This window comes from Streptomyces yokosukanensis (genome assembly GCF_001514035.1).
In the GTDB taxonomy this organism is placed as follows: domain Bacteria; phylum Actinomycetota; class Actinomycetes; order Streptomycetales; family Streptomycetaceae; genus Streptomyces; species Streptomyces yokosukanensis.
On the sequence record NZ_KQ948208.1, the window covers coordinates 361,189 to 381,130 of the forward strand.

17 protein-coding genes are annotated in these 19,942 nt (G+C 73.0%); 11 read left to right on the plus strand and 6 right to left on the minus strand.

The genetic code is table 11. The features are described from left to right. Positions 1-8: 8 nt before the first annotated feature. Positions 9-1,778: a cell division protein PerM gene (locus AQI95_RS08235; protein ID WP_067119665.1), complete on the plus strand. Its 1,770-nt coding sequence runs from the start codon at positions 9-11 to the stop codon at positions 1,776-1,778. A 110-nt stretch (positions 1,779-1,888) separates the two neighbouring features. Here the strand turns inward: AQI95_RS08235 and AQI95_RS08240 are convergent, their stop codons facing one another. Continuing rightward, complete coding sequence (locus AQI95_RS08240; protein WP_067119666.1) at positions 1,889-2,734, minus strand: hypothetical protein; 846 nt, start codon at positions 2,732-2,734, stop codon at positions 1,889-1,891. A gap of 282 nt (positions 2,735-3,016) precedes the next feature. Between AQI95_RS08240 and purN the strand changes: the two genes are divergently transcribed. Then, positions 3,017-3,655: a phosphoribosylglycinamide formyltransferase gene (purN, locus tag AQI95_RS08245; protein ID WP_067119667.1), complete on the plus strand. Its 639-nt coding sequence runs from the start codon at positions 3,017-3,019 to the stop codon at positions 3,653-3,655. Beyond that, positions 3,652-5,220, plus strand: coding sequence for a bifunctional phosphoribosylaminoimidazolecarboxamide formyltransferase/IMP cyclohydrolase (purH, locus tag AQI95_RS08250; protein ID WP_067119668.1), 1,569 nt, complete (start codon positions 3,652-3,654; stop codon positions 5,218-5,220). The genes purN and purH overlap by 4 nt, the downstream gene beginning before the upstream one ends. A 72-nt stretch (positions 5,221-5,292) precedes the next feature. On the opposite strand, the gene AQI95_RS08255 is transcribed toward purH, so the two are convergent. The 4 genes from AQI95_RS08255 to AQI95_RS08270 form a co-directional block, all read right to left on the minus strand. Then, a complete protein-coding gene (locus AQI95_RS08255) occupies positions 5,293-5,763 on the minus strand; it encodes a hypothetical protein (protein WP_067119675.1) in 471 nt (156 codons plus the stop codon). Between the two features lie 119 nt (positions 5,764-5,882). Further along, on the minus strand, positions 5,883-7,463 hold the full coding sequence (locus AQI95_RS08260; protein ID WP_067119678.1) for a protein kinase domain-containing protein: 1,581 nt from the start codon (positions 7,461-7,463) through the stop codon (positions 5,883-5,885). Further along, positions 7,460-8,209: an FHA domain-containing protein gene (locus AQI95_RS08265; protein WP_067119680.1), complete on the minus strand. Its 750-nt coding sequence runs from the start codon at positions 8,207-8,209 to the stop codon at positions 7,460-7,462. Before AQI95_RS08265 ends, AQI95_RS08260 begins: the two co-directional genes overlap by 4 nt. Positions 8,210-8,358: 149 nt before the next feature. Then, positions 8,359-8,979, minus strand: a complete 621-nt coding sequence (locus AQI95_RS08270; protein WP_067119682.1) for a hypothetical protein — start codon at positions 8,977-8,979, stop codon at positions 8,359-8,361. Positions 8,980-9,243: 264 nt separating this feature from the next. On the opposite strand from AQI95_RS08270, the gene AQI95_RS08275 reads away from it, so the two are divergent. The 6 genes from AQI95_RS08275 (at position 9,244) to AQI95_RS08300 (ending at position 15,597) form a co-directional block, all read left to right on the plus strand. After that, positions 9,244-10,098 carry a bifunctional methylenetetrahydrofolate dehydrogenase/methenyltetrahydrofolate cyclohydrolase gene (locus AQI95_RS08275; protein ID WP_067119689.1) on the plus strand — a complete coding sequence of 285 codons (855 nt, stop codon included), beginning with the start codon at positions 9,244-9,246 and terminating at the stop codon, positions 10,096-10,098. A gap of 49 nt (positions 10,099-10,147) precedes the next feature. Continuing rightward, a complete protein-coding gene (locus AQI95_RS08280) occupies positions 10,148-10,582 on the plus strand; it encodes a DUF3017 domain-containing protein (RefSeq protein ID WP_067119692.1) in 435 nt (144 codons plus the stop codon). A 247-nt stretch (positions 10,583-10,829) separates the two neighbouring features. Next, complete coding sequence (locus AQI95_RS08285; protein WP_167361935.1) at positions 10,830-12,014, plus strand: sensor histidine kinase; 1,185 nt, start codon at positions 10,830-10,832, stop codon at positions 12,012-12,014. 34 nt (positions 12,015-12,048) lie between these two features. Beyond that, complete coding sequence (locus AQI95_RS08290; RefSeq protein WP_067119695.1) at positions 12,049-12,717, plus strand: response regulator; 669 nt, start codon at positions 12,049-12,051, stop codon at positions 12,715-12,717. Between the two features lie 153 nt (positions 12,718-12,870). Continuing rightward, positions 12,871-14,256, plus strand: coding sequence for a helix-turn-helix domain-containing protein (locus tag AQI95_RS08295; protein ID WP_067119697.1), 1,386 nt, complete (start codon positions 12,871-12,873; stop codon positions 14,254-14,256). Between the two features lie 351 nt (positions 14,257-14,607). Continuing rightward, positions 14,608-15,597 (plus strand): malate dehydrogenase, encoded by a 990-nt coding sequence (locus tag AQI95_RS08300; protein WP_067119700.1) that lies wholly within the window; start codon positions 14,608-14,610, stop codon positions 15,595-15,597. A gap of 108 nt (positions 15,598-15,705) precedes the next feature. On the opposite strand, the gene AQI95_RS08305 is transcribed toward AQI95_RS08300, so the two are convergent. Continuing rightward, positions 15,706-17,142 (minus strand): MFS transporter, encoded by a 1,437-nt coding sequence (locus AQI95_RS08305; RefSeq protein ID WP_067119703.1) that lies wholly within the window; start codon positions 17,140-17,142, stop codon positions 15,706-15,708. A 102-nt stretch (positions 17,143-17,244) separates the two neighbouring features. Between AQI95_RS08305 and AQI95_RS08310 the strand changes: the two genes are divergently transcribed. Both AQI95_RS08310 and AQI95_RS08315 read left to right on the plus strand, forming a co-directional pair. Further along, positions 17,245-18,174, plus strand: coding sequence for a LysR family transcriptional regulator (locus AQI95_RS08310; protein WP_067119706.1), 930 nt, complete (start codon positions 17,245-17,247; stop codon positions 18,172-18,174). Between the two features lie 194 nt (positions 18,175-18,368). Continuing rightward, complete coding sequence (locus tag AQI95_RS08315; RefSeq protein WP_067119728.1) at positions 18,369-19,898, plus strand: aldehyde dehydrogenase family protein; 1,530 nt, start codon at positions 18,369-18,371, stop codon at positions 19,896-19,898. Positions 19,899-19,942 lie beyond the last annotated feature (44 nt).

The following is a 19,942-nucleotide window of genomic DNA, read 5'->3' on the forward strand; positions in this document are numbered from 1 at the left end:
TTGGGAGCATGGCGAGCGTGAACCTGATGACCGTTCGCCGAACGTCGCTGGCGCCCCTGTTGACGTGGCTGCGCGACCGTGAGCCCGGACTGGCCGCGAGTCTGCTCGGCGGCGCCGTCGCGGCCGGACTCGGCTTTGCCTCGTTCGCCGCGCTGTTGATGGTGTTGTGGGTCAGTTCGCCGTACCCCGACAGCGGTCCGGGCGGCGCGCTGCATGTCGCCGCCGCGCTGTGGCTGCTGTCCCACGGCGTCGAACTGGTCCGCACCGACACGCTCTCCGGAGCGCCCATGCCGGTCGGGGTGACCCCGTTGCTGCTGCTGGCGCTGCCCGTGTGGCGGGTGTACCGGGCGGCCAGGGACACGGTGGACGCGCCCGACGACGCCGACGGCCCGCCGCCCGTACCGGCGAGCACGGTGTGGACCGGGGTCGTCCTCGGCTATCTCGGCGTCGGCGCCGCGGTCGCGCTGTACTTCTCGAACGGCGAACTGCGTCCCGCGTGGGCCGGGGTGAGGGTATGTCTGCCGCTGGTCGCGGCAGGCTCGGCGGCGGCCGGGGTGTGGTCGGCCTACGGCAGTCCGCGCGAGCCGGTGCTGCGCGCGCTGGTGGTGGTACCGGCGCCGGTGCGCCGGCTGGTGTTCGGCGCGGACGCACGCGCCCGGCTGGGTACGGCCGTACGGGCCACCGGCGCGGCCATGGCGGTGCTCTGCGGGGGCGGGGCGTCGCTGGTCGCGGTGTCGCTGATCTGGCACGGCGAGGCGGCGCGGGTGTCCTTCCTCCAGCTGACGGAGGGGTGGACGGGCCGGTTCGCGGTCCTGATGCTCGGGATCGCGCTGATTCCCAACGCTGCGGTGTGGGCCGCGTCCTATGCGCTCGGTCCCGGTTTCCTCCTCGGCGCCGGGCACGCGGTCCATCCGTTCGCCTCCGCCCCGGCCCCGCTGCTGCCGCCCTTCCCGCTGCTGGCGGCGGTGCCGGACCCGGGCGTCGGAACACCGCTGAACTGGGTGGCGGGGCTGGTGCCGGCGGCGGCCGGGATGACGGCGGGGTGGTTCGTGGCGCGGGGGGCCGTGAGCCGGCCGGGGTCGGGCGCACCGGCGTCGGTGCGCTGGTCGGCCGTCCGTACCGCCGGGGTGGTGCTGCTGACGGCGACGGTCTGCGCGGTGGCCTTCGCCCTGCTCGCCGAGCTGGCGGGCGGCCGGCTGGGCGTCGCCGCGCTGGCCGAATTCGGGCCGGTGTGGTGGCGGGCCGGGGGAGTGGAAGGGGCGTGGACGGCGGTGTTCGCCCTGCCGGTGGCACTCGTCGTACGGGCATGTCGGCTGTGGGGGCTGCGCAAGCGGGGCGGAGCGATCCCGGCGCAGGACACGGGGGCGGGCAGGCACGGCAAGGTACCCACGACGACCTCAGGGAACGGGGCGGAGGAGGGGGACCGGAAGGCGAAGGACACCGCCAAGGCCGAGGGCGGGGAGAACACCAAGGGCAGGGGCAAGGAGTCCGGTACGACCGGTACCGACGAGGAGGAGCTGTACGACTTCCTCCCGGCCGGCGACCCGTTCCCCGCGCCATGGCACGACGACCTCGCGCGCGTCTCGCACCGGCCGGCCCGGCGAGAGGCCACCGCCGAGGACGACCCCGAAGCCCCCCGCGACTCGGTCGACGCCTCGGCGGGCCCCGCGACGGCTCCCCCTCCTGAGCCCCGCCCGGACGTCATCGATCCGCGGCCCCGCCCCGACCCGCACGACCCACGGCCGGACGACACGGAGCCCCCGGACACGACCGACTGACCGGGCGAACCGCCCGCCGCCCGCCGCCCGCCGGTTGTCAGGAGTCAGGAGTCAGGAGTGAGAAGTGAGGAGTGAGGAGTCGGGAATCAGGAGTCTTCAGCTGTTCCCCCTCAGCTGTTCCCCACGCCCAGGACACCCCGCAACTGCTGCGGCAGCAGTTGGTCGCAGGACTGTTTGGCCTCGTGGGTGAGGGCGTCGCCGACACAGGTGTAGTAGTCCTGGTAGACGAGTTGGACCGTGAAGGTCGAGGCCACCAGGACCAGGGCCAGGGAGGCCGTGAGGAGGCCGCCGACGGCCGCCGTCGTCTGGGGGCGGCCCGCGCCGGTCGCCGGCGGGGCGTCCGGGCCCGTGTCGCGCGGCTTGGCACGCAGTGCGCTGATGCCCCAGTACAGAGCGAGCGCGCCCAGCAGCAGGGACACGTACGGCCAGCTGAACAGGGCGAAGAAGACGGCCCACATGCCGCACAGGAGGGCGTAGCGCGCACGGCGCTGCGCGGGGTCGGTCGGGTCCCAGCGCATGCCGGAGCCGGACGGTCCGCCGGAGCCGGGGCCCTGGGGGCCGCCGCCGGGCCGCTCGCCGAAGCCGCCGGGGGAGCGTCCGGGTTGGCGGTCGCTCCACTGACTGCCCCACGGGGAGCCGCCCCCGGGGCCGGAGCCGCGCCCGCCCTGGTCGTGGGAGCCCTCGGGATGGCGGGGCTGCCAGGGTCGGTCCGGGGCGCCCTCGGGCGGCGGTGCGAACGGGTTGTCGTCCTGCTGCCCGGTGCCGCGTCCGTCGTCCTGCTGCCCTGCGCCTTCGCCCGGCCCGGCGTCGCCACGTCCGTGACCGCCCTGGCCGGTGTGCCCGCCGGGAGCCTCGGGGGGCGAGGCCGGGTGGTCTCGCAGCAGGGCTGCGCCACGCTCGCCTCCCCGAGCCGGGCGCGGAGGGAACGTGAGGAGTCGCAGGCTGCGATCGGGCATCAAAAGAGCGTCTTCCCCTAGGCGAATGCGGCTGTCCGATATGAGCTTCCACCCCGACAACGCACCGTACGGCCACCGCGTTCCCAAGGCTGCCCCTTCGTGATTCCTTGCGAACGCTACCTTCCGGCCGAGCCCCCGTCCCGTGGGGGCCTTCCCGGGTGCCGGTATCGTTGCTGACGGTCGGCCGCTTCGTAGACTTCCCCGTATCACGGGGCGCGAAGCATTCGTACGAATGCACAAGGCACCGGCCGGAACCGTCGCCACCCGAGAAAGGGCCCCACAGTGGCCGCCACCCCCGCTGGCCCCGCGGTCAAGCGCCTCGTCGTGCTGGTCTCCGGATCCGGCACCAATCTGCAGGCGCTCCTGGACGAGATCGAGCGCACCGGAGCCGAGCGGTACGGCGCGCGGATCGTCGCCGTGGGGGCCGACCGCACCGGTGTCGAGGGGCTGGCCCGCGCCGAGCGGGCCGGGCTGCCGACCTTCGTGTGCAAGGTCAAGGACCACGACAGCCGCGAGGAGTGGGACGCCGCCCTCGCCGAGGCGGTGGCGTCGTACGAGCCCGACCTCGTGATCTCCGCCGGGTTCATGAAGATCGTGGGCAAGGAGTTCCTCGCGCGCTTCGGCGGGCGCTTCATCAACACCCACCCGGCTCTGCTGCCCAGTTTTCCGGGGGCTCACGGCGTGCGCGACGCGCTCGCGTACGGCGCCAAGGTCACCGGCTGCACCGTCCACTTCGTCGACGACGGCGTCGACACCGGCCCGATCATCGCTCAGGGCGTGGTCGAGGTCCGGGACGAGGACGACGAGAGCGCGCTGCACGAGCGCATCAAGGAAGTCGAGCGAAAGCTGCTCGTCGAGGTCGTGGGGCGGATCGCCCGCAACGGCCACCGCATTGAGGGACGAAAGGTAGTTATCCAGTGACCGCCACCGCCGAGAGCAACAAGCGGCCCATCCGCCGGGCGCTCGTCAGCGTCTACGACAAGACCGGGCTGGAAGACCTCGCGCGCGGGCTGCACGAGGCCGGTGTGGAGCTGGTCTCCACCGGGTCCACGGCAGGCCGCATCGCCGCCGCCGGCGTCCCCGTCACCAAGGTCGAGGAGCTGACCGGCTTCCCCGAGTGCCTGGACGGCCGGGTGAAGACCCTGCACCCGAAGGTGCACGCGGGCATCCTCGCCGACCTGCGGCTGGACAGCCACCGCGAGCAGCTCGCCGAGCTGGGCGTGGAGCCGTTCGACCTCGTCGTCGTCAACCTCTACCCGTTCCGCGAGACCGTCGCCTCCGGCGCCTCGGACGACGAGTGCGTGGAGCAGATCGACATCGGCGGCCCGTCGATGGTCCGCGCCGCCGCCAAGAACCACCCGTCGGTCGCCGTGGTCACCAGCCCCGAGCGGTACGCCGACGTGCTCGCCGCGGTGAAGGACGGCGGCTTCGACCTCGCCGCACGCAGGCGGCTCGCGGCCGAGGCCTTCCAGCACACCGCCGCGTACGACGTGGCCGTCGCCCACTGGTTCGCGTCCTCCTACGCCCCCGTCGACGACTCGCGGTTCCCGGACTTCCTGGGCGCCACCTACGAGCGCAAGAACACCCTGCGCTACGGCGAGAACCCGCACCAGGACGCCGCCCTGTACGTCGACGGCACCGGTGGTCTCGCCGAGGCCGAGCAGCTGCACGGCAAGGAGATGTCGTACAACAACTACACGGACACGGACGCCGCCCGCCGTGCCGCGTACGACCACGACGAGCCGTGTGTCGCGATCATCAAGCACGCCAACCCCTGCGGTATCGCGGTCGGTTCGGACGTCGCCGAGGCGCACCGCAAGGCCCACGCCTGCGACCCGGTCTCCGCGTACGGCGGTGTCATCGCCGTCAACCGGCCGGTCAGCAAGGAGATGGCGGAGCAGGTCGCCGAGATCTTCACCGAGGTGATCGTCGCCCCGGACTACGAGGAGGGGGCCCTTCAGGCCCTCGCCAAGAAGAAGAACATCCGTGTCCTGAAGGCCCCGGACGCCCCCTGCAACCGGGTCGAGGCCAGGCAGGTCGACGGCGGTGTGCTGCTCCAGGTCACCGACCGGCTCCAGGCCGAGGGCGACGACCCGGCCCACTGGACGCTGGCGTCCGGCGAGGCCCTGAGCGAGGCCGAGCTGGCGGAGCTGGCCTTCGCCTGGAAGGCCTGCCGTGCGGTGAAGTCCAACGCGATCCTGCTCGCCAAGGACGGCGCGTCGGTCGGTGTCGGCATGGGCCAGGTCAACCGCGTCGACTCCTGCAAGCTCGCGGTCGAGCGGGCCGGCGAGGAGCGCGCCCGGGGTTCCTACGCCGCCTCGGACGCCTTCTTCCCGTTCCCGGACGGCCCGGAGATCCTCATCGGCGCCGGGGTCCGCGCGATCGTCCAGCCGGGCGGCTCGATCCGTGACGAACTGGTCGTCGAGGCCGCCGAGAAGGCCGGCGTGACGATGTACTTCACGGGCACGCGCCACTTCTTCCACTGATCGCGTCCCGCACACGCGTCGACGGCCTCCGGCCCTCCCCCGAGGGAGCCGGAGGCCGTCCGCCTCAACGGGTCAGCAGGGGCGCAGGGAGTAGATCGGGTCCCACGTCGCCGTGCCGGCCTGGTAGGCCGTCGAGGTCCAGCGGACGCTGCCGTCCTGGTTGAAGAACTTGGCGACCGTGCCCGGGGTCTGGTTGTTCGTGAACGGGCCGTCGCCGGTCCAGTTGGAGACGGTCCAGGTCTGGCACTTGTAGAAGTCGAACTTGGTGCCCCTGACGATCATGCACAGGTGGCCGTAGGCGCAGTCCAGGTCCTTGGCGGCGACCTTGCCCTTCGGGGCCTCGGTGAGGGTCAGGCCGTCGTAGCGGACCGTGTCGGCGGAGGCCGAGAGCGGCTTCGGGTGGCCGGCGAGGACCTGGTCGGCCGTGGCCTGGATGCCGTTGACCCGGATCCCGTCCGGTGTGGCGGCGGTGGCCGCCACCGTGGAGCCGGCGAGCAGGGCGGTGGCCGCGACGAGCAGCGCGGCGGGCTTGGCGATGTTCACGATTCCCCCATGTGAACGGATGGTGTCGGTCGCTCCGCCGCGAGCCCCGTGACGCCGTGGCGGAGTGGTTCCACCGTGCCGCCGTGTCCCCGTACGCCGGAACCTCGGAACTCTCAGGGTCACGTCTTGCCCGGCGGCGTGTACTCCTTGAGGTAGTGAGCGACACGGGCGGCGTAGTCGCGGTACTTCGGGGGAACTCCGCCCGTGTCGTTCACCTTCTCGTACGACGTCCGGTAGGAGGCGGCGAGCAGGACGCGGCGGTCGCCCGGCAGCGAGGCCTTCAGGCGCGGGTCGATGTAGCAGAGGTAGCGGGCCATGGCCGGGATGGAGACGGCGGGGGACAGGGGCGGGGTCGGGGTCGCCGATGCGGGGTTGCCGTCCGCGCGCATCCACCAGCGCAGCACCTTCGGGGTCCAGCGGGCGATGCCGTACTCGCCCCCGCCGGGCACGGAAGGGTCCGACAGGCCGGGGTCGAAGTTGCTCTCCGTCTTCAGCATCGCCGCGATGAGGGCCGGGGTGACTTCTCGTTGGAGGCATGCGTGGGCCGAGTCGACGATCAGCCGGCGGTACTGCACGGGGACGCCCTGGTCCGTGCGGAGTTCGGAGGCGCCGTAGGCGGCGGCCGTGTTCGTCGCGGCGGGGGTGCCCGCACCGCTCCAGTCGCTGAGGGTGTAGCCGAGTGTCGCCACGGCCACGGTGGCGATCGCCGAACCCACGGCCACCGCCGTCCGGCGCCGGCGCGGCAGCAGGGGCCGGGGCAGCCGGAAGGAGTGGCCCGTTCCGGCCGCCGCCTCGACACGGCGCAGCAGCGTGTCCGTGCCGATGCGGTCCGCGTGCGTACGGGTCAGGCAGGCGCGCACGATCTCCCGCCAGACGTCCGGCAGTTCGGGCGACAGGCGCAGTTCGTCGGTGCCGCGCGCGTAGGCGGCGGCCGCGTCGCGGCGGGCGGTCGGGGTGCCTCCGGGGAGCGGGAAGGAGTCCGTCAGGACCAGATGGGCGAGGACGCCGAAGGCCCAGACGTCCGCCGACGGGCGGATGCGGCGGCCGCGTTCGCCGATCTCCGACCAGAGGAGTTCGGGGGGCGTGTAGTCGGGCGTGGAGAAGGCGGGCGTGTACGCGTGCGTGCCCTCCAGCTCCGCCGCCATGTTGAAGTCCGTCAGCCGCGCCGAACCGTCCTTCATCAGCAGCACGTTGGCCGGTTTCAGATCGCCGTGCACCCAGCCGGCGTGGTGCAGCTGGGCCAGGCCCTCGCAGATCTGCGCGAGCAGGGCGGGCCCGGCGGCCGGGCGGGGCGAGGCGGCCAGCAGCGCGGACAGGGAGTGCTCCGCCTTCTCCAGTACGAGGACGGTGGCGCCGTCGAGTTCGGGGCGGGCCGGGTCGTCGACGACGAGGCTCTCGTACATCCGGATCAGCCGCGGCCGTCTGAGCCGACGGTGCAAGTCGATCTCGCGCTCGATGAGTTCGCGCAGGTGCGTCAGCTGGCGCGGGGTGCCGGTGCCCGTGGGCAGGAACTTGAGCGCTGCCGTGCGCGGCGGTTCACGGTCGCCGTCGCCGCCTGCGCCTGCGCCTTCACCGGCACCGTCGGCGGTGCGCCGGCCCGTGTACACGCTGCCGAAGGCACCCGTCGCGATCGGCTCGCGCACCTCCCAGACGCCGACCCGGTAGCCCCTCGGCACCGGCACGGCGTACGGTTCGGTCACCGCCCCGCCCGGCTCGCGGATCCGGATCCGCTGAGGACGACCAGGTCGTCCTCCCGCACCAGGTCGAAGCGGAGCGCCAGGGACACCAGGGACTCCTTCTTGCCGTTGAGGCGGGGGCCGGTGTCCGCGGTCTCCGGGCCGGGCTTGAGCCGTAGCTTCACGGCCAGGTAGTCGATGTTCCACTGCACCGAGGTGCGCGAGGCGGCCGGCCAGGCGGGTCGCAGCCGGTCCACGACCTGGTCGACGGTGGGCAGCGGGGCATGCGGGTCGCCGCGCAGCCGCGGCTCGCACAGGGCGGCCAGGACCGCGAAGTAGCGCTTGGTGCGGTCGACGGAGAAGGCGGGGGCGGTGATGTCGCCGTCGGGCTCGCCGCCGTCGCGCAGGTAGTCGTGCCGCGGCGCCCACACCTCGATCGCCAGCAGGTCACCGGCGGCGGGCAGCACGATCCGCGAGAACTCGAAGGGGACGGGTGCGTCGAGTCGGCCCGGACCGACCTTGATGTGCTCGCCGGCGCCTTCCGGGTTCTCCACGACGTACGTCTGCCGCGCGGAGAGGTTGCTCAGTATCCAGAACGCGCCCTGCGCGCCCAGCTCGCCGGCCCGGCGCGAGACCCCGTCGTGAGGGATCGTCAGATCATTGCCGGACGCCCGCCCGAAGCTGAGGCGCTCGCCGGGGGCGAGCCGGACCTGACTGCGGTCCTCCCCGTCCTCCGGGGGCGGTGGAGGTACGACGATGATGCTGTACAAGGTGCGTCTCCCCGAGCTGACGGCCACCCCGGCCGGTACGGCTACGCAAGTCAGAGTAGGGGGAGACGGCGGGGCCGTGCCTCCCCTGGACGGGTGAGACACGGCCCTTGACGCGGATTGGCGCGAACTGTTCTGTCGCGCGAGCGGGTTCAGTACCTAGGACGGTTGAACCAGGCCGCGCCGGACGGAGCGATCATCGCGGCCGCCATGATGCCGCCGAAGCCGATCCACAGCAGCGCCCAGACCAGTGCGGCGCTGGAGCCCACGTTGGCCGCGCTGATCATGATCAGGACTCCGACGAGGGCACCCAGGATGCCGTAGACCATGGTGGTGATGCGGATGCCCTGGCCGCCCCGGGTGAACTTCACGCCCAGCGTGATCGACAGCGCGGCGAGCCCGAGGAAGAGCAGCGCGACGACGAGGACGATGCCCGCCCCGGCGTGCCCGATGTCGGAGAAGCCGTTGTTCCCGAAGGTGTCCTCGCCCGCGTTGGAGGCGTCGTTGATCGTCGCCGCGCCGAATATGGCGAAGATGCCGATGAGGATCTGCACGGCCGCCACGATGTAGAGCAGGACCCGAGCGGTGGTCATCAGGCCCGGCATGGTCTGCGGCATCGCGTTGGCCATCGGGTAGCCGGGGTAGGCAGGCTGCTGCGGGTAGCCGTAGCCCTGCGGGGGAACGCCGGGAGCCTGCGGGAAGCCGTAGCCGGGAGCGGCCGGGGGCTGCTGGGGCGGCGGGCCGTAGGGGTTGTTCGGGTCGCCGAAGCTCATGGCGGTGTTTCCTCCGTATGTTCCGAGTGCTGGGGACGAGGCGCGGCACTGCACGGAGGAGCGTTTCTACAGATGCGGTCCGTCCCCCCGTTGAGCTGCCCGCTGCACTGTGCTGCTCATCGTTCTTGACTGATTGCTGACTTGTCCAGCCGGAAGCCCCAGGTGTTGTGCAAGTGCAACATCGTTGATCATCTGCCGACAATGCGGTACGGCGGCCGGCCCCCGGATTGGAACCGCGGCGGGTTCATCCGCGAGGATGGGAACATGACCGCCCAGATTCTCGATGGCAAGGCCACCGCAGCCGCGATCAAGTCCGATCTGACCGCCCGCGTGGCGGCGCTGAAGGAGAAGGGCGTCACGCCCGGCCTCGGCACGATCCTGGTCGGGGACGACCCCGGCAGTCAGAAATACGTCGCCGGCAAGCACCGCGACTGCGCGCAGGTCGGCATCGCCTCCATCCAGCGGGAACTTCCGGCCACGGCGACCCAGGAGGAGATCGAGGCGGTCGTCCGCGAGCTGAACGAGGACCCGGACTGCACCGGCTACATCGTCCAGCTGCCGCTGCCCAAGGGCATCGACGAGAACCGCATCCTGGAGCTGATGGACCCGGCCAAGGACGCCGACGGCCTGCACCCGATGAACCTCGGGCGGCTGGTGCTGAACGAGCCCGCGCCGCTGCCCTGCACCCCCAACGGCATCCTCAGCCTGCTGCGGGCCCACGGCGTGGAGATCAAGGGCGCCGAGGTCGTGGTCGTCGGACGGGGCGTGACCATCGGCCGCCCGATGCCGCTGCTGCTCACCCGGCGCAGCGAGAACGCCACCGTGACCCAGTGCCACACCGGCACCCGCGATCTGTCCGCCCACCTCAAGCGGGCCGACATCATCATCGCGGCCGCCGGCTCCCCGCACCTGATCGGCGCCGAGGACGTCAAGCCGGGCGCCGCCGTCCTGGACGTCGGTGTCTCCCGCAACGCCGAGGGCAAGATCCTCGGAGACGTCCACCCGGACGTGGTCGAGGTGGCCGGCTGGATCTCCCCGAACCCCGGCGGTGTGGGCCCGATGACCCGGGCGCAGCTGCTGGTCAACGTGGTCGAGGCGGCGGAGCGCAGTGTCGACTGAGGACGTCCGCGCGGGGGCGCCCACCCGCGGAGCGAAGAACGCGGCTGCGGTGGTCCGCGCAGCGCACGGCACCGAGCCGGGGTCCCGGCGGGTCACCCGCCGCTTCCCGCGGATCACGCGGGACACCGCCCGGCCGGAGGGCGGCGGCCGGGCCGCGCCCGGCGACGCCCCGGCCCCGGCGCGGCAGTGGCCGCTGCTCGTCGTGCTGGGCGCGGTCGCGCTCGGCCTGCTGCTGACCGCGCTCGACATGTTCCGCTTCGGCACCCTGCTGATCGGCGCCGCCCTGCTGGCCGGCGCGGTCATGCGCTGGACACTGCCGAGCGTCGGCATGCTCGCCGTCCGCTCCCGCTTCACGGACGTCGCGACCTACGGCATCCTCGGCCTCGCGATCGTGCTGCTGGCGCTGATGGCCCAGCCCAAGCCGTGGATCGTGATCCCGTTCCTGAAGGACACCCTGCACTTCACGCTCACCAGCAACAGATAGCGGCGCCCGCGCCGACGCGCGGCGGTGTCCGTGTGCGCCGATGGCCCACGCCTCCCCCCGGGGCGCGGGCCATCGGCGCATCCCGTCCCCGACGCTACGGCCGCCCGCCCCCCTCCCGCCTCCGCCGACAGGCTGAACTCCCGTACCGCCCCGGGAGGTGCCCGGCCGGTGTCTGCAACTTCCGCGGTACCGCGTCCGGTTGACTCCCCTGTCCGGCCTCGGGCGTTACCCTGCGGCGGTGCGACCGATGACCCCCCGCCCGCTCGTCGTGGACACGTTGATCGCGGTCGCCATGGCCGTGGTCGCCGTCCTGCTCGGACAGGAGTCGCGGTCGCAGGGCTGGCCGGAACTCGACGGTCGCGCCTATGTCCTGGTCGCCCTCGCCCATCTGCCGGTCGCCCTGCGCGGCCGTCGGCCCCTCGCCGTCTTCACCGTCGTCCAGGCCGCCGCGGTCGTCTACATCACCCTCGGCTACTGGCCGGTGGTGTGCACCTTCGGCGCCATGCTCGCGCTGTACACCGTGGCCTCCGTCCGCCCGGTGCGCACCGCCGTGGTCTGCGCGGCCGCCATGACCGGGGTCTGGGCGTACGCCGGTGTGGTCAGCCGCACCCCGTCCATGGCGTCCGTGCTCGGCCAGGCCCTGCTGTACTGCTCGGTGCTGGTCTGGTTCGGGCATCTGGCCCGCCGCTCCGCCGAACTCACCCGGCGGCTGCACGCCGAGCAGGCCGAGCGGGCCCGGCACGCGGTCGCCGAGGAGCGCGGCCGGATCGCCCGTGAGCTGCACGACGTGGTCGCCCACCACATGTCGGTGATCTCGGTGCAGGCGGGCCTCGCCCGGTTCGTCTTCGAGTCGAACCCGGGCCGGGCGCGCGGCGCGCTCGGCACCATCGCCGACACCAGCGGCGAGGCGCTGGAAGAGCTGCGCCGCATGCTGCGGGTGCTGCGCGAGGAGGACCCCGACGCGCCCGAGCGGGCCCCGATGCCCACGCTGGCCCGGCTCGGCGAACTCGTCGACCGGGTCCGGGCCGGCGGACTGCCCGTGGACCTCGCCGTCGCGGGCACCGAGCGCCCGCTGCCGCCCGGCGTCGAACTGTGCGCCTACCGCGTCGTCCAGGAGGCCCTCACCAACGCCCTCAGACACGCGGGCCGGGCACACGCGCGCGTGGAACTCCGGTACGGCGCCCATGAGCTGACCGTCCGGGTCACCGACGACGGAAAGGGGGCGATTTTGGCCAGAGTGCCGGCAGGCGGCGGGCATGGCTTGATTGGCATGCGCGAACGGGCCAAGCTCTACGGCGGGACGATCACGATCGGCCCACGCTCCGAGGGCGGCTTCGAGGTCCGGCTGACCCTGCCCACCTCGGCCGCCGAACGCGGCCGCGGGGGTGCGGCGAAGGACATGCGCAAGGACGCGCCGGAGGCGGAGCGGTAGGCAGCCGGCGCACGGCGGGGGGCGACCGTACGGCATGACCAGAGTGCTCGTCGTCGACGACCAGTTCCTCATCCGCGCCGGGCTCGTCGGCCTGCTGGAGGCCGCGCCGGGTTTCGAGGTGGTGGGCGAGGCCGGGGACGGTGCGCAGGCTGTACGCCTCGCCGCCGAGACCCGCCCCGACGTCGTCCTCATGGACATCCGGATGCCCGGCGTCAACGGCATCGAGGCCACCGAGCGGATCCTCGCCGAGGCCGAGGGGCGCCCGCCGCGGGTCCTGGTGCTGACCACCTTCGATCTGGACGAGTACGTGTACGGGGCGCTGCGCGCCGGGGCCTCCGGGTTTCTGCTGAAGGACTCCGGGCCCGAGCGGCTGCTCGCCGCGGTCACCGCGGTCGACGGCGGCGACGCGCTGTTCGCGCCGAGCGTCACCCGGCGCCTGGTGGAGGCCTTCGCGCGGCAGCAGGCCCCGGATCCGGCCGGCACCGCCCTGCCCGACCTCGCCGTCCTCACCTCCCGGGAGATGGAGGTCCTCGAGCTCACCGCCCGCGGTCTGTCCAACGTGGAGATCGCCGACCGCCTCTACATCAGCGAGGCCACCGTCAAGACCCACCTCAACCGCACGATGAGCAAGCTCGATCTGGGCAGCCGGGCCCAGGCGGTCGTACTGGCCTACGAGACGGGACTGGTGACCCCGGGCGGATGACCGCTCCCACGGGCGGGCGGCGCGGAAGTGATCGTTCCGATACGGTGTGCGCGCGCCCGTCCGTGCTCCCGCGCGCCCCCGGTCCGGGAACTGGGACCCTCAGGCAGTGCATCCTTGTGGGTAGCCAGGACGGGGGAAAGCAGGGGGGAAGCGATGCCTCGTTGGAAAGATCTGCCGGAGGAACTGGACCCGCAGATCAAGGAGTTCACCAGCCAGGTGCGGCGGCTCGTGGACCGCAGCGGCCTGAGCGTCGCGGCACTCGCCGATCGCACGGGCTACAGCAAGACGTCCTGGGAGCGCTATCTGGGCGGCCGGCTGCTCGCGCCCAAGGGCGCGGTCGTCGCACTCGCCGAGGTCACGGGCACCAACCCCGTCCATCTGACGACGATGTGGGAGCTGGCCGAACGCGCCTGGAGCCGGGCGGAGATGCGGCACGACCGCACCATGGAGGCGATCCGGATCTCCCAGGCGCGTGCCGCGCTCGGCGAGTTCGGGGCGGCGGAGGCCACCGGGGGCCCGTCCGGCACTACGAAGGGCGGCGCATCCGGTCGTACGAAGGGCGGCGCATCCGGCTCTACGAACGGAAGCGGACCCGGCCGTACGAACGGCAGCGGATCCGGGCGTACGAACGGCGGCACGCCCGGCCGTGTCGGCGGTGGCCTCGGCGCGGCCATGGGGATCGCCGGTCCGGCCGGTGTCTCCCCGACGATCCCCCCGCAGCCGACGGCCCCGGACGCCGACGCCCGCGAGGGCGCGGGCCGCGGCCCGGCCGACCGGGACGGCACCGGGCGCGGCACCGGGACCTCCGGCGGCAACTCCTGGGGCCTGGCCGGGTATCAGGGCCCGTCCCGGGCGAGCGCCCGCCCCGGCGCCGGGGCACACGCGGGTGCCGACGACGACGGCGCCGCGGGCGGTGCCCGGCCCGCCGCCTCGCCCGACGGCCCCGGCTGGACCCCGAGCACCCCGAACCCGTACGACGGACAGCTGCTGTCGGCGGCCCGGCTCGCCGGGGGCGGCCCCTCCGGGGAAGGCGCACCGGCCCGGGGGAGCGCCGGCCGGCAGCGGGTGCTCATGTTCGTCGCGGGGCTCGTCGGTGTGCTCGTCGTCATCGGCACCGTCTACTTCCTCACCGACCGGGGCGGCGCGGGGCACGACAGCGCCACCGGGCGGCCGTCCCCGTCCGCGACGCACGCGAGCCCGCCGCCCGGCGTCAAGTGCACCGGCTCCGCCTGCGACGGCAAGGACGCCGAGGCCATGGGGTGCAGCGGCGACCTGGTCACCACCGCCCAGACCGCCACCGTCGGCACCACCACCCTGGAGGTCCGCTACAGCAAGGCCTGCGGCACGGCCTGGGGCCGGATCACCGGCGCCGCCCAGGGCGACACGGTCCAGGTCTCGGCCGGCAGGGCCCGGCAGACCGGGCGGACCAGCGGCCTCGGCGACACCATCGCCTACACCCCGATGGTCGCCGTCGAGGGCCCGACCCGGGCCAAGGCCTGCGCGACGCTGGCGTCCGGGCGGACGGGGTGCACGAAGTAGGACGGCCAGTACGGGTGGTGCCGGTGGTACGGCTCGGGACATCGGGAGGATGAAATTCCGGGGGCGGGCGCATGCCGGGACGGATCCTGGGCACGCGAGGAGTACCCCCACGGGAGTCCGGCCGTCCGGTACCCCCACAAGGCGGCCGCCTCCGTCCTCTCTCCTCTCCCGGACGGGCGGCCGCCTCTTTGTTCACCGCGTGTCCGACTTGTGGGGTGAGCCACACGGCCCCGGACATCTCGCATGCCGGATGCGCGATAGCCTGACCGCTGGATCTCTCTTGATGCCAAGAGATCGATCATCCGCCCGGGGCAGGGACGCCCCACCGCCAGCTGTCATACGGAGAACGCCATGACCCGCACTCCCGTGAACGTCACCGTCACCGGCGCGGCCGGCCAGATCGGTTACGCCCTGCTCTTCCGCATCGCCTCCGGCCAGCTGCTCGGCGCGGACGTGCCGGTCCGGCTCCGCCTCCTGGAGATCACCCCGGCGCTCAAGGCCGCCGAGGGCACCGCCATGGAGCTGGACGACTGCGCCTTCCCGCTGCTCCAGGGCATCGACATCACCGACGACCCGAACGTCGCCTTCGACGGCGCCAACGTAGCCCTGCTCGTCGGCGCCCGTCCGCGCACCAAGGGCATGGAGCGCGGCGACCTGCTGGAGGCCAACGGCGGCATCTTCAAGCCGCAGGGCAAGGCCATCAACGACCACGCCGCGGACGACATCAAGGTCCTGGTCGTCGGCAACCCGGCCAACACCAACGCGCTCATCGCGCAGGCCGCCGCGCCGGACGTCCCGGCCGAGCGCTTCACCGCGATGACCCGTCTCGACCACAACCGCGCGCTGACCCAGCTCGCGAAGAAGACGGGCTCCACGGTCGCCGACATCAAGCGCCTGACCATCTGGGGCAACCACTCCGCCACCCAGTACCCGGACATCTTCCACGCCACGATCGCCGGCAAGAACGCCGCCGAGGTCGTGAACGACGAGAAGTGGCTGGCCGACGAGTTCATCCCGACCGTCGCCAAGCGCGGTGCCGCGATCATCGAGGCCCGTGGCGCCTCGTCGGCCGCCTCCGCCGCCAACGCCGCGATCGACCACGTGTACACCTGGGTCAACGGCACCGCCGAGGGCGACTGGGCCTCCATGGGCATCCCGTCGGACGGCTCCTACGGCGTCCCGGAGGGCCTGATCTCCTCCTTCCCGGTCACCGTCAAGGACGGCGCGTACGAGATCGTCCAGGGCCTGGACGTCAACGAGTTCTCCCGCGCCCGCATCGACGCCTCCGTCAAGGAGCTGGCGGAGGAGCGCGAGGCGGTGCGCTCCCTCGGCCTCATCTGAGGGTCCACTGGACACTGCTGACGCTCGGCATCCCGCCGCAGGGGTGCCGAGCGTCTGCCGTGTGCGGGTCCGTCGCGGTTCCCTGGGGCCGCAGTTCCGCGCGCCCCCTTAGGAGACCGCGGTGCCGCCCGCCCCATGGCGCAGCGGCACCCCGCCGGCTCGGGCGAGCGGTCGGTACCCCGCCACCACCAGCACCGTCGCCGCCAGCACCACCACCGCCACCGTCCGCAGCGCCGGGCCCATTCCGTGCAGAAGGTCGCTGTGGGACGAGAGGACCGTGCCGGTGACGGCGACGCCGAGGGCCGCGCCGGTCTCGCGGGCGGTGGTACCGAGGCCGGAGCCGATCCCCGCCTGGTGGGCGGGGAGCGAGGTGACCACGCCGAGGGTCAGGGCCGGCATGGACAGTCCGGCGCCGGCCGAGATGACCAGCAGCCAGCAGACGAACAGCGCGTAGGGCGTGCCCGCGTCGGCGGTGGACGCGCCGAGCAGACCGAGGCCGATCAGGGCGAGACCGGCGCCGATCACCGCGCGGGGGCGGCCGGTCCAGCGGGTGGCCAGCTTCTGGGCGGCGGCCATCCCGAACACCAGCGGCATGATCGCCACACCGGTGACGGCGGGGCCGAAGCCCTTCACTTCCTGCAGATACTGCGAGTTGACGAAGAACAGGGCGAACAGGCCGAAGAAGCCGGTGGCCGTGCCGAGGGAGGCGGCTCGCAGCCGGGCGGAGCCGAAGACCCGCGGGTCGAAGAGGGGCGCGGACGCGCGCAGGGCGTGGCCGGTGAAGAGGGCGATCAGCGCCGCGCCCGCCGCGAAGGAGCCGAGGATGTGCGCGGAGGTCCAGCCGTAGGTCGGGCCTTCGATGATGCCGAACAGGACGGCGACCAGGCCCGCCGTCAGCAGCAGGGCGCCCACAGGGGCTCCCCCACTGGAACGAGGTCGAGTGCTCGGGGAAGGGGCGGGGGCGCTGCGCACCGAGCGCTCGGTGCGGGGGACGGCGAGCGCGACGGACGCGGCGAGCACCGCGGCGAGCGGGACCATGACCGCGAACAGGGCCCGCCAGGTGAGGAACTGGCCGGCCAGGCCCCCGCCCAGGTTGCCGGCCGCGCCGCCCAGGCCGATCGACAGCGTCCAGGCGCCCATCGAGCGGGCCCGCTGCTCGGGTCCGGACAGATGCATGAGGATCGACAGCGTCGCCGGTGTGATCAGCGCGGCTCCGGCGCCGGACAGGCCCCGCCCGGCTATCAGGACGGCCGGGCCGGAGGCGAGCGCGCTGGTGGCGGCGCCCGCCGCGAACAGCGTGAGCCCGGCGAGCAGGGCGCCCTTGCGGCCGTACCGGTCGCCCAGCGCACCGGCCGGGATCAACAGGCCCGCGAACACGATGACATAGGCGTCGACCGTCCACAGGATCTCGGCGTGCGAGGGGTGCAGGGACGACGAACTCAGCTGCGGTATGAGGAGGTTGATGGCGGCGACCATGCTCTGCGCGACCAGGACGCAGGCGCACAGCGCGAGCAGGGTGGGGCGTTTCAGGGCGTGCGAGGGCACGGCTCCTCCCAGGAGCTTCGAAAGGTGGTGTCGGGATCGCCCTCACCGTAGGCTCGCCAATGACCTGCTTTCCAGTGCAACCTTTGCAAGGGATGCCTGCACATGACGCAATCCGCCGGGCCGGATCCGAGACTGGACCTGAATCTGCTGGTCGCGCTGGATGTGCTGCTGGAGGAGCAGAGCGTCCAGGGTGCCGCGCACCGGCTGCATCTGTCCGAGCCCGCCATGAGCCGCACCCTCGGCCGGATCCGCAAGGCGCTCGGTGATCCGATCCTGGTGCGCGCCGGACGCCGGATGGTGCCCACCCCGCGCGCCCTCGCCGTGCGGGCCGAGGTGGGCGCGGTGGTGGAGCGGGCCCGCGCCCTGTTCGCGCCGGGCCAGGACGCCGATCTGCGCACGCTGACCCGCACCTTCACGATCCTCGGCCACGACTCGATCGCCGCCTCCCACGGTGCGGCCCTCTTCGCCCGCGCCGCCCGCGAGGCCCCCGGCATCCGGCTGCGCTTCCTCTCCGAGAGCCATGTGGACCTGCCGCATCTGCGCCAGGGCACCGCCGATCTGGAGGTCGGGGTGATCGACACGTCCGCGCCCGAGGTGCATGTGGAGACGGTGTACGAGGAGCGCATGCTGGGCGTCGTACGGGCCGGGCACCCCCTGCTCGCCGGGGAGCTGACGCCCGAGCGGTTCGCCGGCGAGGCCGGTCATCTGATCGTCTCCCGGCGGGGCAAGCAGCACGGGCCGATCGACGATGCGCTGGCCGAACGCGGCCTGAAGCGCCGGGTGGTGGGCAGTGTCGGGACCTACCCCGCCTCGCTGTTCGTGCTGCGCGAGACCGATCTGATCGGGCTGATCAGCCACTGGGGCAGTCCGCTGGCCCACGTCCTCGGCCTGGTCACGTTCGAGATCCCGCTGCCGCTCCCGGCGGTCGGCGTCGGCTTCGCCTGGCACCCCCGCCATGACGCCGACCCCGCCCACGCCTGGCTGCGCGACTGCGTACGGGACCTGATCGTCCAGGCCTCACGAGCCGGATAGCCGCTTCCCGCCAGCCCCGCCGAGCGGCTATGTCGGTTTTGCTCGCTCTTGTCCCGTATTTTCCGTGACGCCGGGCACTTTCGGCCGTGGATTACGCATGCCCTCCATCGGGTCGGGGCAGGCGGCCGCGGTCCCCAAGGGTGACACGTGCGTGACACAGGGGCATGGATCAGGAACGGAAGGCAACACCGATCATGGCGGACAGAACGGAACGACAGGCCCAGGCGACCGTCCACGCGGGCGGCGCGTGGCTGGAAGCGGTCTCCGGCGCGACGCGCGAGATCCTCGACCCCGCGGACGCCCGGCCGTTCGCCGTGGTCGCCGAGGGTGACGAGAAGGACGCCGAGCGTGCGGTGGCCGCCGCCCGGCAGGCCTTCGACCACGGCCCCTGGCCCCACACCCCCGTCGCCGAACGCGCCGCCCTGCTGCGCCGCGTCGCCGACCTCCTCGTGCGTGACCGCGAGGAACTCGGTCTGCTGGAGAGCCGGGACGCGGGCAAGACCCTCGAAGAGGGCCGCATCGACATCGACTGCGTCGCCGACGCCTTCCGCTACTTCGCCGACCTGGTCGCCGCCGAGGCCCCGGGCCGGGTGGTCGACGCGGGCTCACCGGACATCCACAGCGTGGTCGTGCACGAGCCCGTCGGCGTGTGCGCGCTGATCACCCCCTGGAACTACCCGCTCCTCCAGGCCAGTTGGAAGATCGCCCCGGCACTCGCGGCCGGCAACACCTTCGTCGTCAAGCCCAGCGAGATCACGCCGCTGACGACCGTCGCGCTGATCGAGCTGCTCATCGAGGCCGGTCTGCCCGAGGGCGTCGCGGGCATCGTCACCGGGCCCGGTCACACCGTCGGCGCCCGGCTCGCCGAGCATCCCGACGTCGACCTGGTCTCCTTCACCGGTGGCCTGGTCAGCGGCGTCAAGGTCGCCCAGGCCGCCGCGCCCACCGTGAAGAAGGTCGCCCTCGAACTCGGCGGCAAGAACCCCAACGTCGTCTTCGCCGACGCCTGCGCCACCGACGAGGGCTTCGACACCGCCGTCGACCAGGCACTCAACGCCGCGTTCATCCACAGCGGCCAGGTCTGCTCGGCCGGCGCCCGGCTCATCGTCGAGGAGTCCGTCAAGGACCGCTTCGTCGCCGAACTCGCCCGCCGGGCGCAGCGGATCAGGCTCGGGCGCGGCACGGCGGACGGCGTCGAGTGCGGCCCGCTCGTCTCCGCCCAGCAGCGCGAGAAGGTCGAGGCGTACGTCGCCTCCGCGCTCGCCGAGGGCGCGGTGCTCGCCTGCGGCGGCAAGCGTCCCGCACCCGCCGAGACCCGCCCGGAATCCGGCTACTTCTACGAGCCGACCGTTCTCGACGCCTGCCACCGCGAGATGAAGGTCGTCCGCGAGGAGGTCTTCGGTCCCGTCCTCACCGTCGAGACCTTCCGTACCGAGGACGAGGCGGTCCTCCTCGCCAACGACACCGAGTACGGCCTCGCCGGCGCCGTCTGGAGCGCCGACGCGGGCCGGGCCCGCCGCGTCGCCGGCCGGCTGCGCCACGGCACCGTCTGGATCAACGACTTCCACCCCTATCTGCCGCAGGCGGAGTGGGGCGGCTTCGGCAAGAGCGGCACAGGCCGCGAGCTGGGACCCGCCGGACTCGCCGAGTACCGCGAGGCCAAGCACGTCTACCAGAACCTCGCGCCGAAGCCGGTGCGCTGGTTCGCCGGCGGAACCGACTGAACCGGCCGAGACCCCTCTCTTCCACACCCCTGGAGTAGCACCCC

Excerpts from the sequence above, each read along its gene's own strand:
- AQI95_RS08235 (WP_067119665.1), top strand. The coding sequence starts at position 9 with ATGGCGAGCGTGAACCTGATGACCGTTCGCCGAACGTCGCTGGCGCCC.
- AQI95_RS08240 (WP_067119666.1), bottom strand. The coding sequence starts at position 2,734 with ATGCCCGATCGCAGCCTGCGACTCCTCACGTTCCCTCCGCGCCCGGCT.
- AQI95_RS08270 (WP_067119682.1), bottom strand. The coding sequence starts at position 8,979 with ATGAGCTTCGGCGACCCGAACAACCCCTACGGCCCGCCGCCCCAGCAG.
- AQI95_RS08275 (WP_067119689.1), top strand. The coding sequence starts at position 9,244 with ATGACCGCCCAGATTCTCGATGGCAAGGCCACCGCAGCCGCGATCAAG.
- AQI95_RS08285 (WP_167361935.1), top strand. The coding sequence starts at position 10,830 with ATGACCCCCCGCCCGCTCGTCGTGGACACGTTGATCGCGGTCGCCATG.
- AQI95_RS08290 (WP_067119695.1), top strand. The coding sequence starts at position 12,049 with ATGACCAGAGTGCTCGTCGTCGACGACCAGTTCCTCATCCGCGCCGGG.
- AQI95_RS08295 (WP_067119697.1), top strand. The coding sequence starts at position 12,871 with ATGCCTCGTTGGAAAGATCTGCCGGAGGAACTGGACCCGCAGATCAAG.
- AQI95_RS08300 (WP_067119700.1), top strand. The coding sequence starts at position 14,608 with ATGACCCGCACTCCCGTGAACGTCACCGTCACCGGCGCGGCCGGCCAG.
- AQI95_RS08310 (WP_067119706.1), top strand. The coding sequence starts at position 17,245 with ATGACGCAATCCGCCGGGCCGGATCCGAGACTGGACCTGAATCTGCTG.
- AQI95_RS08315 (WP_067119728.1), top strand. The coding sequence starts at position 18,369 with ATGGCGGACAGAACGGAACGACAGGCCCAGGCGACCGTCCACGCGGGC.